Here is a 14,380-nt window from a genome sequence, read left to right on the forward strand (position 1 = left end):
ACACCTCCAATTATTTTATGAATTCTACAATACCGTCTACAAGCCCTTTTGCTAATGGAAGATTGGGATCTGTATAAGTGTCCATATTCCCTTCTCTATTGGCTGGAGCGTTCTTTAGGATATGGTTCATATTTTTTATTAATAATAAAGAGGAGCCAACTTTCGAGTCATAAAGTGCTTCGGCATCTGTTTCCGGTACTTGTAAATCATTTGTTCCATTAATAATTAACACGCGACAGTTTAATTTTTTTATTTCTTCCGAAGGATTATATGCTAGCCATGAAATCAAATATGGTTGTACAGATGGACGAAAAATGCTATTCAATTCCGAGCTAACATTTCCTACTTGTTCTTTTCTTGCTAATTTCCCTAAAATACTTTTAGATTCTTCTAAGAGATTTCCGGACAGCTGACCTTCTAATTGTTCAATTAATACCTCGTTAATCGGTCTTCCTGCTCCTGCTATCGAAATAAATACATCTATATTCTTTTTATTTGCAGCTACCATTCCTACTAATGAACCTTCACTATGTCCAATGACCCCTATTTTAGAAAATAACTTATCATTTTTCGCATACTCAATAAAACTCGCTACATCATCAATATATTGATCAAAAGTTAGCATATCTTCCTTCGTTACTAAAAGTGCATTCACTCCAACACCTCTTTTATCGTACCGAATGCTTGCTATCCCTTGTTTTGCTAAGTCTTCTGCTAACATTTTCAAGCTATTGTTTTTCCCTGGAAGCAGAATCGAATTCCCATTATGGTCAGTTGGTCCAGAACCCGCTATAATAATCATAACTGGAAAAGGTCCGTTTCCTTCTGGCTTTTCCAAAACACCAACCATTTCTCCATCAGAAACTTTTACTTTCACAATCTCTCCTTTATCCATCACAGTTTCAGTTGATACTTTCGTCAATTTAAAAGGGAACTGTTGTCCATTTTGCTTAAATGTTCCGGAGATATTATCACCATCTACTACTTTTCCATCAAAGGTTATTCGTTGACCTTGAATATGCATTTCAAAAGAGAGTGCCTTCTCCGATAATTTCACATTTTCTATTGGATATTCATTTAACCCTTGAACAGGGATACTTATAGTACTATTTTTTTCTCCGAAATGAATAGTAATTGGTAGAGGTGTTTCGGGGATTTGAATTGCTCCCTCCCAATTACCTAATATTTTCTCCATTGAAAACACATCCTCTTCTTTTTTTTCCTTCTTTTCGCATGCCGAAAATAAAAAAACCGTCCCAATTAATAACATGATTAATACCAATGACTTATTCAATTAGTTACCTCCATTATCTTTCTATTGAACTTTACTATCAAAAAATGTTAGTCTTTCATAGTACAAATTAATATTTTCAACTTAAGGAGAGAATTTTTTGTCATCAAATACAGCTTTAAATAAAAAAAATACGATCTTATTAATACTCGGAATTATTTTCATATCTTCCTCCTTAAGGTCACCTCTGACTTCGGTAGGACCAATAATTTCATATATTCGAGAAGGTCTAACTATTTCAAATGTGTTAGCAGGCTTTATTACTACTATCCCTCTTCTAGCATTTGCAGTTATTTCTCCTTTTGCACCTAAAGTTGCGCGCCGTTTTGGAATGGAACTGACTTTGTTTTTTTCCATCATTTTGTTAACTGGTGGCATAATTATTCGATCTTTAGGAACTACATCTTTATTGCTTATTGGAACTGCATTAATTGGAATTGCTATTTCATTTGGAAATGTATTAATGCCAAGTTTAATAAAACTAAAATTTCCTTTACAAATTGGCTTATTAACAGCAATTTTTACCGTTTCCATGAATTTAACTGCTGGAATTGGAGCAGGTATCAGCTATCCTATTGCTGAAGGTACTGCATATGGATGGCAGGGAGCCCTTGGTTGTTGGGTAATTTTGGCTATTATTGCCATATTTGTTTGGATACCTCAAATTAGAAAAAGAGAAGAAAAAGTTGAAGTACGGAAAATTTCCGCCACAAAGAAAGCTAAGTCTATATTGTATAATCCTTTAACGTGGACGATAACATTAAGCATGGGACTTCAATCATTAATTTTTTATACTACAGCTGCATGGCTACCAGAAATTTTGCAATCAGAGGGAATGAAAGCAGAACAATCTGGATGGATGTTATCTATTATGCAGTTTTCTCAGTTACCAATGACATTTATTATTCCCATTATTGCTGGCCGGTTAAAAGATCAAAGAATACTTGTAGTAGTTTATACGGCTTTGTATTTAATTGGTTTCATCGGATTGTTATCTGGTCCTGCTTCACTAACAGTTGTTTGGATGATTTTTCTCGGTTTAGCTGGAGGAGCTTCGTTTGGACTAGTCATGATGTTTTTTTCTCTTCGATCTCGAACACCAATCGAAGCTGCCGAGCTTTCTGGGACAGCACAATCTATTGGATATCTGTTGGCAGCACTCGGCCCAGTTTTTTTCGGATTTATACACGATGAAACGTCAAGCTGGTTTGTTCCGAAAATATTATTTATCGTAATCATCGTCTTACTATTCTTTGCTGGTATCCATGCTGGAAGAGATCGATTTGTTTCAAGTGAGAACTAAGCAAAGGCACATCATTTCTTCTCTCTTTTAGAGTGCTTTGGACAAACCATTTGCATTACTATTACCTTTTAAGTCTTGGATCGTATAAGTGACTGCGTCACTTCACGATCCATTTTTTGGGTAATCTTGTAGCGGATGTTTATCCGTCGCCATCTTGAAATATGTGGAGACAATGCAAAAAAGAGGAACCAGCAAATTTATATGCTGATTCCTCTTTTTAATATGGTGAAGGTTGATAAAAATAATTTGGTGATCTCTTTTCATTATTATATGGCTTGTGAAAAATATGTGTTGTTGCAGGTGATAAAGGTGGAATTAACCAGGTCCAATTTCCTGTCACATCTCGTCCTGCATCCATTTCATTTGATTCAAACCTCTTAAATTGTTGGGCTGCAGTATGATGATCTACGATACTTACTCCGTTTTCTTTATAGGAATATAATACAGCCGCATTTAACTCTACTAAAGCACGATCCTTCCAAAGAGAAGCATTGGATTTCGTGTTTAAGCCCATGCTCTCTGCAATTAGAGGAAGCATATTGTAACGGTCATCATCTGCCAAGTTCCGGGCACCAACTTCCGTTCCCATATACCATCCGTTGAATGGTGCTGCTGGATATGTAATACCTCCAATTTCTAATTTCATGCTTGAAATTATCGGTACTGCATACCACTTTACTTTCAGTTCCTCAAACCACTTGTATTCCTGATGACGAATCGGCACTTCTAAAATATATTCTTTTGGTAACTCAAATAATTTAGGCTGATTGTTATTTATTTGTATTACAATTGGCAATATGTCAAACTTTTCGTTGTTACCTTTCCATCCAAGTTCCTGACATATCTTCGTAAACTCTATCGAATCTGAATCCCCAACTATTCTTCCTCTTTCCGTGACATAGCCTGCGTAGCGAATCAATTGATGGTTCCATATACGAATATCCTGAGAATTGAATATGGTAATTGTTGGTCGAATTCTTCCATCATTTGTTGCAAACTGAATATGCCCTAATAAAGCTTGGAAGATTTCTTCCTCTGTATGTAAGTCGCGCTTATCAAAAACGTTCAAGCTTTGCCAAAATAACCGACCAATACATTTATTGCTATTTCGCCATGCCATTTTAGCGCCATACGTAATCTCATCTATTGTTTGTTCATAACTTCCATTTTTCTTTATTTGTCGTTCAATCTCAAGCAAACGAGAATGCATTTCCAGTTCCGATCGACCAATTTCATAATAATAACTACGTATAAAATCTTCTGCTTCTTTTAACATGCCTGTCATCCTTCCTGCTACTACTTCCATCATAGAAGAAATGGTTTAGAACAAACAAGTCCCAAGTTCTATGAAGTTGTGAGGAATTTATGACACAAAAGAAAGAATGCCTACTAGTAGACACCCTTTCTAAAAGACTATACGAATAATTTTTTATATCTGTACGCAATTATACTTACTACTACTAATAATAGTCCTGAAAATATAAATACAGTACGTACCCCTAAGAGATCAGCAAATAGCCCAATTACCAAAGAAGAAATTCCAAAAACTCCAGTTGCAACCATACCCATGGAAGTATATACAGTTACTAGTTTCTCAGGAGGAACGCTTCTTTGAATAATAGTTCTTTGTGGAATATTTTTAAGCTGTCCAAACAAACCAATACCAAATGTCAAAATTAACGCTATTACAGGGTGGCTTGTTGTACCAAATAATATAGTTAGGATACTAGAGATTAAGACTCCTACGAAAATAAAAAGGAACTTATATTGATCAACAATATGAGGGAATTTAATACAATATAAACTACCTACTAATAAGCCAATAATGAATGAACCATTTACAAGGCCCCACCATTGTTCTCCGACATGTAGTGCGTGCTCGACAAATATATAAAGAATTGCAGCAATCCATACCGTTCCAGCAATGGTTTCTAAAATGTCCATTTGAATAATTTTTTTAAGAACTGGAGTAGCTCCAATACTTTTCCATCCTGCGGTAAGCTGTTCCCAAAGTTTTTGTTTTTCTTTTTGGACATAATCCACGTGTTGAATGAAGGTCAGAAATACACAGGACAGCATAAATAGTAAAGCTACAATACCTATTAATTGAATTGGGCTTATTACGATCAATAAGAGACCTCCGAAAAGCCAAGCTCCTATTTGAATCATTTGAGTAATGGATTCAGCTATACTATTAGCTTTTACCAACTGATTATCTTCTACATAGTAAGGAAGAAAAGTATGCAAAATTGGATTCGCACAACCATCGAGAAGTGCTATGCCCGCAATTATGAAAAAGACAAAATAATAATTCTTATCATGCAAAAATAGTAAAAGAAAAAAACCTAAGCCCACAAGTAAAACGGTTTTTCCGATTTGCGAACCTAATAACACTGTTTTTAAACGCCACTTTCCAATTATTATAGGAGTAATAATACTAGAAATGAACATAGCAGAAGTAATCGTAAACGGAACAAATGCAGCCACAGTTGCAGAGCCCGTTAACTTGTATAAAACACTAATGATACCAACTACATAAAATACATCACCCAAATTAGCAAATGACTGTCCGAGCATTAAAAAAAGAAAGTTTTTATTTATTTTCATTGTAATCCCCCATTTAATTAAATAAGTATTAAATTTAATTTAGTGGGTCAAATTGGACAATTCATTAAAAATCTCCTTTTCCTTAAAGCAAGATGAAAAAGCTTTGGGGGATAAGCGTTTCTTCATTGTCATGCACTATTCTTTAATTCTATTATAACTATCCGTTATTTAATCCACCATACGTTACTATTATACTTTTTGGGTTTTATATATGTTCTTGTGCCTAATAAGAAAAGCTCAAGCACCCTATTGGTACAAATCCTATATTCAATTGTTTCTGGAGGGCTTTGGACAGACATGGGATCTATCATTATCGACAGCTCCGGAAGAGGCATGTCTTGACTGCCGTTGTTGGTGTGAAATAAAGTTTGATCAAAAATCCTTAACCCTACTTTCTACTTAAAACAAAAAGAATCCACCTTGAAAAAAGATTGATTAAAATGGATTCCACTTTTGAGATTAATAAATAGTAGCTTTTATAAAAAAGTTTGATCATTTTCTGTCTGTGTTGTTCAACAATAAGCGCCCGATTGTGGAAGATGCAATCTATTAACCACCTATGTTGGAAAAAAGCTGTTTTAATTTGATCACTCTTATAAGTCTTTTTTCTAATCCTTTTTCGACTTAGCCGTTAACGGTGCATTTCGCATGACGGGATATGTGATGAACAATGCAATCAGACTACTAGTAATCACAAAAGAAAATATCACCATGTCATGAAAGTCCTGAGTCACTAACCATTCCAATAATGAAAAATCGACTAAATCACTGTATTTTACTAACGTACCGATGATCACTAACACCATCAACCAGATCACACTTTTCCTGAATCCAAGTCTATAATATATAGTATAAAACAGAAAAGCGAAAGAGAAGGTAAAAACACAAAACATAAAATCTATTAAATAATAGGATAGGAAGGTATACTCTTGATTAAAAAAGGTTGCTGGATGCAATATATTAGCCGCTACGTTCCATCGTTCATAAAGTGTTAAGAGAATCCATTGAAAGACATTTAAAATAAAGGTGATAACCAGTACACTTGCTAAACCTACCACATAAAAGGTTTTCAACAAATTGACTCTTGTACTTCCCATTCCTATTGCGACAGGGAAAATAGTTTTGAATCCATTAATTGCAAACAGAAGAATAAAAAAATATGTTGGTCCTGAGATGGCGGCGATAACATCTTCACCCAAGTTAAAGAAATATCCAATGAATAACCATAACAAAAGTAAAGGGATCGTTATATATAGTAAAAGCAACTTCCCGAAGGCAAATAGTGTCTCTTCATAAACCATCCTAATTGTCCCACTCTTCAAGTTCATATGCTCACCTCATTTCGTTCTTCCGTTCTATTTAATAAATAATCATGTAGGGTGGCTGGTTCAATTGATAAGCCATGGGACTGAGCAAAATGCTTCCATTCGTTCGTATAAGGTTCATCAAGCATGACTTTCATTTTCGTACCCATTTCTTGTTGCTCCAACACAGTGTGCGACTGGATGATATTTAATAAAAAAGTCTTCTCCCCACTTAACCAAATGCCTTTTTCCCGCATCGTTTCCATTGTTTCACGGAGAAATACTCTACCATCATGAATCACTACCAACGCTTCACATAGAGTTTGAATTTCTTCGATATGATGGGAGGATAAAAGAATGAGCCTCGGATTTTCTTCATAACTTTCCAATAATACTTTGTTAAATTTCTTTCGCATACCTATATCTAAACCATTGGTCGGTTCGTCAAGTATTGTTATATCAGCATTACTAGCAATACCGATAATAAATTGCAGTGCTGATTTCATACCTTTAGAGAGCCTGGATACATTTTTGTTTTCATCCAAATTAAAAACTTTTAAAAGCTCTTTAGCAAAACTCATATCAAAATTTGGATTGTAATAATCGCCAAAGCGTAACGCATCTTTTACCTTCCAAATCTTACTGAATGGATGCTCTTCTTGCATATAACATAAATGATTATTTGTTCGATCATGGTTATAAGGATTAAATCCCTGTATGTTTATCTCCCCTTGATCAGGTTTTAAATGACCGGCTAACAACTTCATAAAGGTTGTTTTCCCAGTTCCATTTCGCCCCCAAAGTCCAACGATGATTTTCTCGCTCTCTGACAAATTAAAGTCATGCAATATTCTGTTTGAATCATAACTAAAGTGAACCTGATTGATTTCTATCATGATTGATCCTCCTTTTTAATTAATTGGATAATCTTTTGGACATCCATCCCTAAACGGGCACCTTCTTCTAATAAAGGGGTTATATAATTCTGACTATATTGTTTCTGCCGTTCATCTATTATTTTTTGATAAGCTCCTTCACTCACAAACATTCCGATACCTCTTTGTTTATAAATAAAAGCATCATCAACTAAAGTTTGAAGCCCTTTTCTTACGGTTGCACGATTAATATTGTAAAAGCGAGACAATTCATTCTCAGAGGGCAATTGTTCTTCTTCTTTTAAATGACCTTCCACGATTTCATCTAATATGATTTGTGCAATTTGTAGAAAAAGTGGTTGATTTTCATCTAATGATGGCTTCAACGCTTCACCTCCGAATCCATTAACATGTTTACTTGAACACTCGACTATCCAACCGTACAATATTTTAGCTTTGTTGTAAAGTTTTTTTACAAAATTTCTATCAGTTCCAGTTTTCATCATTTGTCTTCCAAATTTATAGCCGGATCAATTCGCTCCTGCAATAGGGACATAGAAGGAGAAAATCCTAATAAAGTAATTAATTTTAAAGGTGATTATTGATAAGTCCCCTTGTTTCGTGTTCATTGTTGCTTGGAGTGCATGTGCTCGACTCCTGCGGGAATAGCAGATGTTTTCTGCACCGAAAGCGAAGCGGCAGGTGCATGAGCTTGAGACCCCGCAGGTAGCGAAGCGAACTAGGAGGCTCAAGCCATGCCCGCGGAAAGCAACAACTCGTTGGATCACTATCTTTCATTTGCTTTTATAGATATTACTCTGGACTAGAGGTAAGAAAGCGTCCGCCTGCAGCGGGAAACAACCTGTTCAAGGAATAAAAATTTATATTCTTCTCGATTTTTCAAAAAAAAGAACATACACAAATCTTTTCAGATTTCCTGTACATTCTTTTTCGAATTCTTCTTATTTAAGAACAACTACCTGGTGTAGAGTTTTTTACTTGTGAACCAGTTTCGCCTCTAAGTAAATCTCCACCTGTTGCCTCTATAATTTGATTTGTAACATTGTTAGAGATAGAATTTGCCACCATTTGTAAAAGACTATTTACATCTCCTTGTGATTGCTTAAACTGTTGAACAATTGGTAGTTCATCAATTTCTGCTTCAATTGCTTCAATTTTTCCTTCAATTAATTTTAAAGCTTTTTCTTTCCCTAAATGTTGAAAGTTAACTGCTTGTTTTTGTAAGCTTTTTAAACTAGCAATTTTTTCGCGAACTTTTTGATTTTCATTGATTTGAGCTTCTGCTCTTTTAAAGAAATCAACTTCTTCTGTGCTTGCAATCATCGTAGCAATTTCTCTTGCTTTTTCAATGATATCGTCTTTTGTGTACTTAGTAGTCATTATATTCCCACCTTTTGTCCATTTGGTACGTCTACTAGTTCTCCAGTAAGTGACCATGTTTTTGCATCTGTAATTTTCACTTGCACTAGTTGGCCAATAATTTCTTTTGGTCCTTTAAAGTTCACTAGCTTACTTTTTCTTGTGTAACCTGCTAGAACATCCGGATTATTTTTACTCTCTCCTTCTACTAACACTTCCACAATTTGTCCATCAAGCTTTTTCATTGCTTCTGCAGACATGTCATTAACCAGTTTATTTAAACGCTGTAGTCTTTCTTTTTTCACTTCCATTGGTACATTGTCTACCATTTTAGCAGCTGGAGTACCTTCCCGTGGAGAATAAATATACGTATAAGCAAGTTCGAAGCCTACTTCTTTATATAAAGACATTGTCTCTTCGAATTGCTCATCTGTCTCATTAGGGAATCCAACAATTATGTCAGTTGTTAAAGATGCATTTGGGATAGCAGCTTTAATTTTACGAACAAGTTCTAAGTAATGTTCTCTAGAATATTTACGAGCCATTATTTTTAGTATTTCAGAAGAACCTGACTGAACAGGTAAATGAATATGGTCAACTAAGTTTCCGCCTTTTGCAAGCACTTCGATTAAATGATCATCGAAATCTCTTGGGTGACTTGTCATAAATCGAATGCGTGCTACATCAATTTTACGAAGATCGTCCATTAAATCACCAAAACGATAATCTAAATCTTCAAAGTCTTTTCCGTATGCGTTTACGTTCTGACCCAGCAATGTTACTTCTTTGTATCCTTGAGCAGCTAGATGTCTAATTTCTTGAATAATATCTTCTGGTCGACGACTACGTTCTTTACCTCGTGTGTAAGGCACAATGCAATACGTACAGAATTTATCACAGCCATACATAATATTAACCCAAGCTTTGATCGAACCTTTTCTCACACGTGGCAAGTTTTCAATAACATCGCCTTCTTTTGACCAAACTTCAACTACCATTTCTTTAGAAAGGTATGCTTCGTTTAAGATATTAGGTAGTCGATGAATATTATGAGTTCCGAAAATCATATCTACTTGATTGTAAGTTTTCAAAATTTTATTTACTACAGATTCTTCTTGTGACATGCATCCACAAACACCGATTAGTACATCTGGATTATTTTGTCTCAAATGTTTTAAATGACCTAGCTCACCGAACACTTTGTTTTCCGCATTTTCACGGATTGCACAAGTATTTAAAAGAATGACATTTGCATCGTCCACGGTATCTGTTGGTTCATATCCAAGTTGTATGAATATACCAGCCATCACCTCTGTGTCATGCTCATTCATTTGACAGCCATAAGTGCGTATATAAAATTTTCGATTTTGTCCCATACCTCTAAATTCTTCGGCGATGGCAAAGTCGTTATGATATGCAACTTCTTCTTTTCCTCGTTTTTTTGCTTCTTTTAAAGATGGAGGCGTATATACTGCTTGAAAATATTTACTATAATCCTTCTCGGATTTTTTGTCCGGAGAATTAGGTTCTTTCACTTGACTACTAAGTAAACGTGATTCTTCGTTCATGAGAACGCTCCTTTCATACATTCGTATAATAACACGAATATCCATCCTACTATTATACTTAATAGAACTCCATTGCTACAAGGTATTAACCTTAAAAGTTCTTATTTAGACATAATAAGACCGCCAATTCTCATTGGCAGTCTCAAATATTACATAAAGTCTTGCATCAAAAGATTAAATTCATTTTCAGTCATTTTCAAGTTTTGATCAACAAGTGGATCTTCTGCATAACCTGGAACTTGCTCTTGATACGAAGGTGCATGTTCATTTTGATAGATAATACCAGTTACAAGACCTTCCTTTTCCATTACTACTTTCATTGCTTCTTCACGGTTTGTATGATTATAACCTTCTATATCAGAAAGCTTCGTTAAATGTTCTTTAAACCAATCATACGTATTTACTTTATTGTACGTTACACATGGGCTAAATACATTAATAAATGAGAAGCCCTTATGTTTAATACCTGCTTCGATAATAGCAGTCAATTCTTTTATGTCGGATGAAAATCCTTGAGCAACAAATGTCGCACCAGAAGTAAGTGCTAATTCCAGTGGTTTAAGCGACGGTTCAATTGCCCCACCTGGCGTTGACTTTGTTTTAAACCCTTCTGCAGAACGCGGAGAAGTTTGTCCTTTTGTTAATCCGTAAATTTGGTTATCCATAACGACATAGGTTAAATCGATATTACGGCGAATGGAATGAATTGTATGCCCAAGTCCAATGGCAAAACCGTCTCCATCTCCCCCAGAAGCGATAACGTGAAGATCTTTATTTGCCATTTTTAACCCTTGTGCAATCGGAAGTGCTCTACCGTGAATACCATGGAAACCATATGAATGGATATACCCTGAGATACGTCCCGAGCATCCAATACCAGAGATTACTGCTAATTCATGGGGGAGTATTCCCACATTTGCTGCCGCACGTTGAATAGCTGCTTGAACAGAAAAGTCACCGCAACCTGGGCACCAATTTGGTTTGACATTATTACGAAAATCTTTAAATGTTACCATCAGATAAGCAACTCCTTTACTTGTTTTTCAAGCTGTAACGGCAAAAATGGTGTTCCGTCATATTTCGTTACATTTATCACTTTATCATGTCCGCCCACATTCATTTTCAAAATGCTTGCTAGTTGACCTGTTGCATTATTTTCCACTACAACTACTTTTTTTGCATTTGCTACTAATGATTGCACTTCTTCAACTGGAAATGGGTGTATTAATCGGATATGTGCATGATTCACTTTCATACCTTGGGCATTTAGTGTTTGCTGTAACTCTTCTAATACACCTCTTGTAGAATTAAAGCCAACAAATAATATATCTGCGTCTTCATAAGGAGCATTGACGTAAACCGGTTCACTAAAATTGATATGCTTTAGTTTTCCTAATCGTTTGTCCATTTGCGCTTTACGATTGGTAGCTGCTTCGGATGGTTTTCCAGTTTCATCATGTTCTACACCAGTTACATGATGAATTGCATGCTCAGTTCCAGGTAGGACACGCGGTGAAATTCCATCTTTAGTTACTTCATAACGCTTAAAGTAAGATTTATCTTCCGTTGCTGGAATTTCTTCGTTTTGAATTAATTTACCACGACGAATTTCTATTTTAGAATAATCAAATGGCTCCACTGTTTGTTTACCTAATGATAGTTGTAAATCGGACAAAATGATTACTGGAAGCTGTAATTCTTCAGCGATATTAAATGCTTGAATCGTGTCAAAAAAAGCTTCCTCCCCAGTACTTGGAGCAATAACCACTTTAGGAATTTCCCCATGTGTTCCATAAATCATTTGCATAAGATCGGATTGTTCTTGTTTTGTTGGAAGACCTGTTGATGGTCCGCCACGTTGTGTATCTACTATTACGAGTGGCTGCTCCGTCATTCCTGATAAACCAATTGCTTCCATCATAAGAGAAAGTCCAGGTCCTGCAGAAGCTGTAAAAGCACGAACGCCACCGTAATTTGAACCTATAGCCATCGTTGCAGCTGCAATTTCATCTTCTGTTTGAATGACTGCACCACCAAATAACGGTAACTTTTTAATCATATATTCCATAATTTCAGAAGCAGGAGTAATAGGATATGCGGCCATGAATCGAACCCCCGCAGTTAACGCGCCAAGTGCAATTGCGTCGTTTCCAATCATGAACATACGATGCTTGCCGTCAGCCGCAACAAGTTCCCATTCACCTAAACGGTCTCCTAATTGCTCAGCCATTACATCAAATCCTTGTTGAATAGCTTGCATATTTTTTTCTACTACTTCTGTTCCTTTTTTACCAAATATCTCATCAACCACGCCTTGGAACACAGCTTTATCTAAATTTAATAATGCTGAAGTCGCTCCAATTGCTACCATGTTTTTCATTAGTGATGTACCAAGCTCTGCGGCAATTTCCGTAAAAGGAACAATATACATAGGTGCTACACAATTTTCAGGTGAAATTGGTGAAAACTTTGCATCTGCTAGTATAATACTATTTTCCGTCAATTCATTGTAATTGACATCTATTGTTTCCTGATCAAACGCTACAAGTATATCTAAATTATCTGGGATTGTACGTACTTGCGTTGGTCGTACACAGATTTTATTATTCGTATGTCCACCTTTAATACGAGAAGAGAAATGACGATATCCGTATAGGTAATATCCAAGGCGGTTCATCGCCATTGAGAATATCTCACCAGTACTTTCGATCCCCTCACCTTGCTGCCCTCCTACTTTCCATGAAAGTTGTTGCAACATATAAACATCTCCTGTCTTTCTTATTCAAATGTGCCTCATCGTATGTGCGTCCAGAATTTGAATTGATCATAGGTCAGCCTTTTACCAAGCCGTTATGTATTAAATAATACATAAAACTTAGCATTAGCCAAAGCTATCGGCGAATTTAGATAACATTACTCTTATAATTCATATCAATATCTGTGACTTTTCTGAAGGGTATGTAATTAAACCTCTACTCTTTGAAGCAATGAAGCTAAATCTTTTTTTCCTTCATAAGTTTATCACGAAGTAAGGAGATTCACTATGTATTCCCTATATTTTTCATGAAAATCAGACCTTTGACGGAATTACAATGTCACATTATATTCTGAATATCATTATGTTTCATAAGCTCTGTTAAAATATGCTATTGTTTTTGTACGAAAATCCGAGAGACTCTCGCGGAAAAACGTGTTACCAATCCCCTAAGGAGCTTGCGGAAGGCTTTGGAAAAGTCCAATTTAAACTAATTTGCTAGATAGTGCTGTCCAATAAGTAAGAAAAGCGCAAGCGCCCTTTAAGTACATTTTGTCTTTACTATTTCCAAGGTGCTTTGGACGAAACACCGACTACACTATTACCGAAGTAATTTAGCTCGTGAAGTGACTGCGTCACTTCACGAGCCATTTTTTTCGGTAATCTTGTGGCGAATGTTTGTCCGTCTCCTTCTTGAAATATGCAAAGACATAATGCATTTATTTTGGTTAATGAAAAAATAAATTCTTTCCTATTCTTTTAAAAGCGCACGAAGATACAATTTCGTCCGCGACTTCATTTCTTTATCAATAGAGACTGTCTATTTTTATGAGAAGCAAAAGTTAAAAACTGTCATAGAGCAACTAATTGTAAGGAGAAAGCTACAGATTCCACAGTGACAGCAACCAATCTCGAGACGAAAGCAACCAATTTTATCGTAAAAGCAACCATTTCTCCATATAAAGAGTTAACTTTGTGTGAGATGGCGCAAATCTGTGTTAAGAAAAAAACCTGTGGAATAGGTTTAAACCCTTTATGGATAATTAGAGAAAAAATACTTCTCTACATTTTTAAAAACTTCCGAAGATAATATTTCGTAAGCTCTTCCTCTCTCTACCTTTATATACTACCTATTTTTCTATGTTCTGCTTTCCATTTGGATAAACAAAAAAGCACAAGGTTATTAATTTGGATCAAGCATATTGTCTTTCTTGTTTGCACTTTGGATTGTAGTGAAAGGTAGCGACTCCAGCAGGATGAGTGAGACAGATGATCCATCACAAACGAACGTGTTAGC

The 14,380-nt window shown here is 35.6% G+C and carries 11 protein-coding genes; 1 reads left to right on the forward strand and 10 read right to left on the reverse strand.

Translation table 11 applies throughout. From position 1 onward, the window contains the following. Positions 1-10: 10 nt before the first annotated feature. Positions 11-1,294: an alpha/beta hydrolase family protein gene (locus tag ACTSKG_RS05410; RefSeq protein ID WP_464757120.1), complete on the reverse strand. Its 1,284-nt coding sequence runs from the start codon at positions 1,292-1,294 to the stop codon at positions 11-13. 97 nt (positions 1,295-1,391) lie between these two features. Here ACTSKG_RS05410 and ACTSKG_RS05415 point away from each other — a divergent pair, with 97 nt between their 5' ends. Next, complete coding sequence (locus tag ACTSKG_RS05415; protein WP_464757121.1) at positions 1,392-2,594, forward strand: CynX/NimT family MFS transporter; 1,203 nt, start codon at positions 1,392-1,394, stop codon at positions 2,592-2,594. Positions 2,595-2,811: 217 nt separating this feature from the next. On the opposite strand, the gene ACTSKG_RS05420 is transcribed toward ACTSKG_RS05415, so the two are convergent. The 9 genes from ACTSKG_RS05420 to ACTSKG_RS05460 all read right to left on the reverse strand — a co-directional run bounded on the left by ACTSKG_RS05420 (position 2,812) and on the right by ACTSKG_RS05460 (position 13,086). Next, positions 2,812-3,879, reverse strand: a complete 1,068-nt coding sequence (locus ACTSKG_RS05420; RefSeq protein ID WP_464757122.1) for a nitric oxide synthase oxygenase — start codon at positions 3,877-3,879, stop codon at positions 2,812-2,814. 128 nt (positions 3,880-4,007) lie between these two features. Further along, positions 4,008-5,201 carry an MFS transporter gene (locus ACTSKG_RS05425; protein WP_464757123.1) on the reverse strand — a complete coding sequence of 398 codons (1,194 nt, stop codon included), beginning with the start codon at positions 5,199-5,201 and terminating at the stop codon, positions 4,008-4,010. Between the two features lie 608 nt (positions 5,202-5,809). Further along, positions 5,810-6,529 carry a hypothetical protein gene (locus tag ACTSKG_RS05430; protein WP_464757124.1) on the reverse strand — a complete coding sequence of 240 codons (720 nt, stop codon included), beginning with the start codon at positions 6,527-6,529 and terminating at the stop codon, positions 5,810-5,812. Further along, positions 6,526-7,401 (reverse strand): ATP-binding cassette domain-containing protein, encoded by an 876-nt coding sequence (locus ACTSKG_RS05435; RefSeq protein WP_464757125.1) that lies wholly within the window; start codon positions 7,399-7,401, stop codon positions 6,526-6,528. Before ACTSKG_RS05435 ends, ACTSKG_RS05430 begins: the two co-directional genes overlap by 4 nt. Further along, positions 7,398-7,766 (reverse strand): GntR family transcriptional regulator, encoded by a 369-nt coding sequence (locus tag ACTSKG_RS05440; RefSeq protein WP_464757126.1) that lies wholly within the window; start codon positions 7,764-7,766, stop codon positions 7,398-7,400. Before ACTSKG_RS05440 ends, ACTSKG_RS05435 begins: the two co-directional genes overlap by 4 nt. Positions 7,767-8,346: 580 nt before the next feature. Beyond that, complete coding sequence (locus ACTSKG_RS05445; protein ID WP_464757127.1) at positions 8,347-8,781, reverse strand: YlbF/YmcA family competence regulator; 435 nt, start codon at positions 8,779-8,781, stop codon at positions 8,347-8,349. Further along, positions 8,781-10,328, reverse strand: a complete 1,548-nt coding sequence (gene miaB, locus ACTSKG_RS05450; protein WP_464757128.1) for a tRNA (N6-isopentenyl adenosine(37)-C2)-methylthiotransferase MiaB — start codon at positions 10,326-10,328, stop codon at positions 8,781-8,783. The genes ACTSKG_RS05445 and miaB overlap by 1 nt, the downstream gene beginning before the upstream one ends. 149 nt (positions 10,329-10,477) lie before the next feature. Then, complete coding sequence (locus tag ACTSKG_RS05455) at positions 10,478-11,344, reverse strand: 2-oxoacid:ferredoxin oxidoreductase subunit beta (protein ID WP_464757129.1); 867 nt, start codon at positions 11,342-11,344, stop codon at positions 10,478-10,480. Then, positions 11,344-13,086 (reverse strand): 2-oxoacid:acceptor oxidoreductase subunit alpha, encoded by a 1,743-nt coding sequence (locus ACTSKG_RS05460; protein WP_464757130.1) that lies wholly within the window; start codon positions 13,084-13,086, stop codon positions 11,344-11,346. The genes ACTSKG_RS05455 and ACTSKG_RS05460 overlap by 1 nt, the downstream gene beginning before the upstream one ends. Positions 13,087-14,380: the final 1,294 nt, after the last annotated feature.

The organism is Psychrobacillus syltrankelensis (assembly GCF_055454035.1).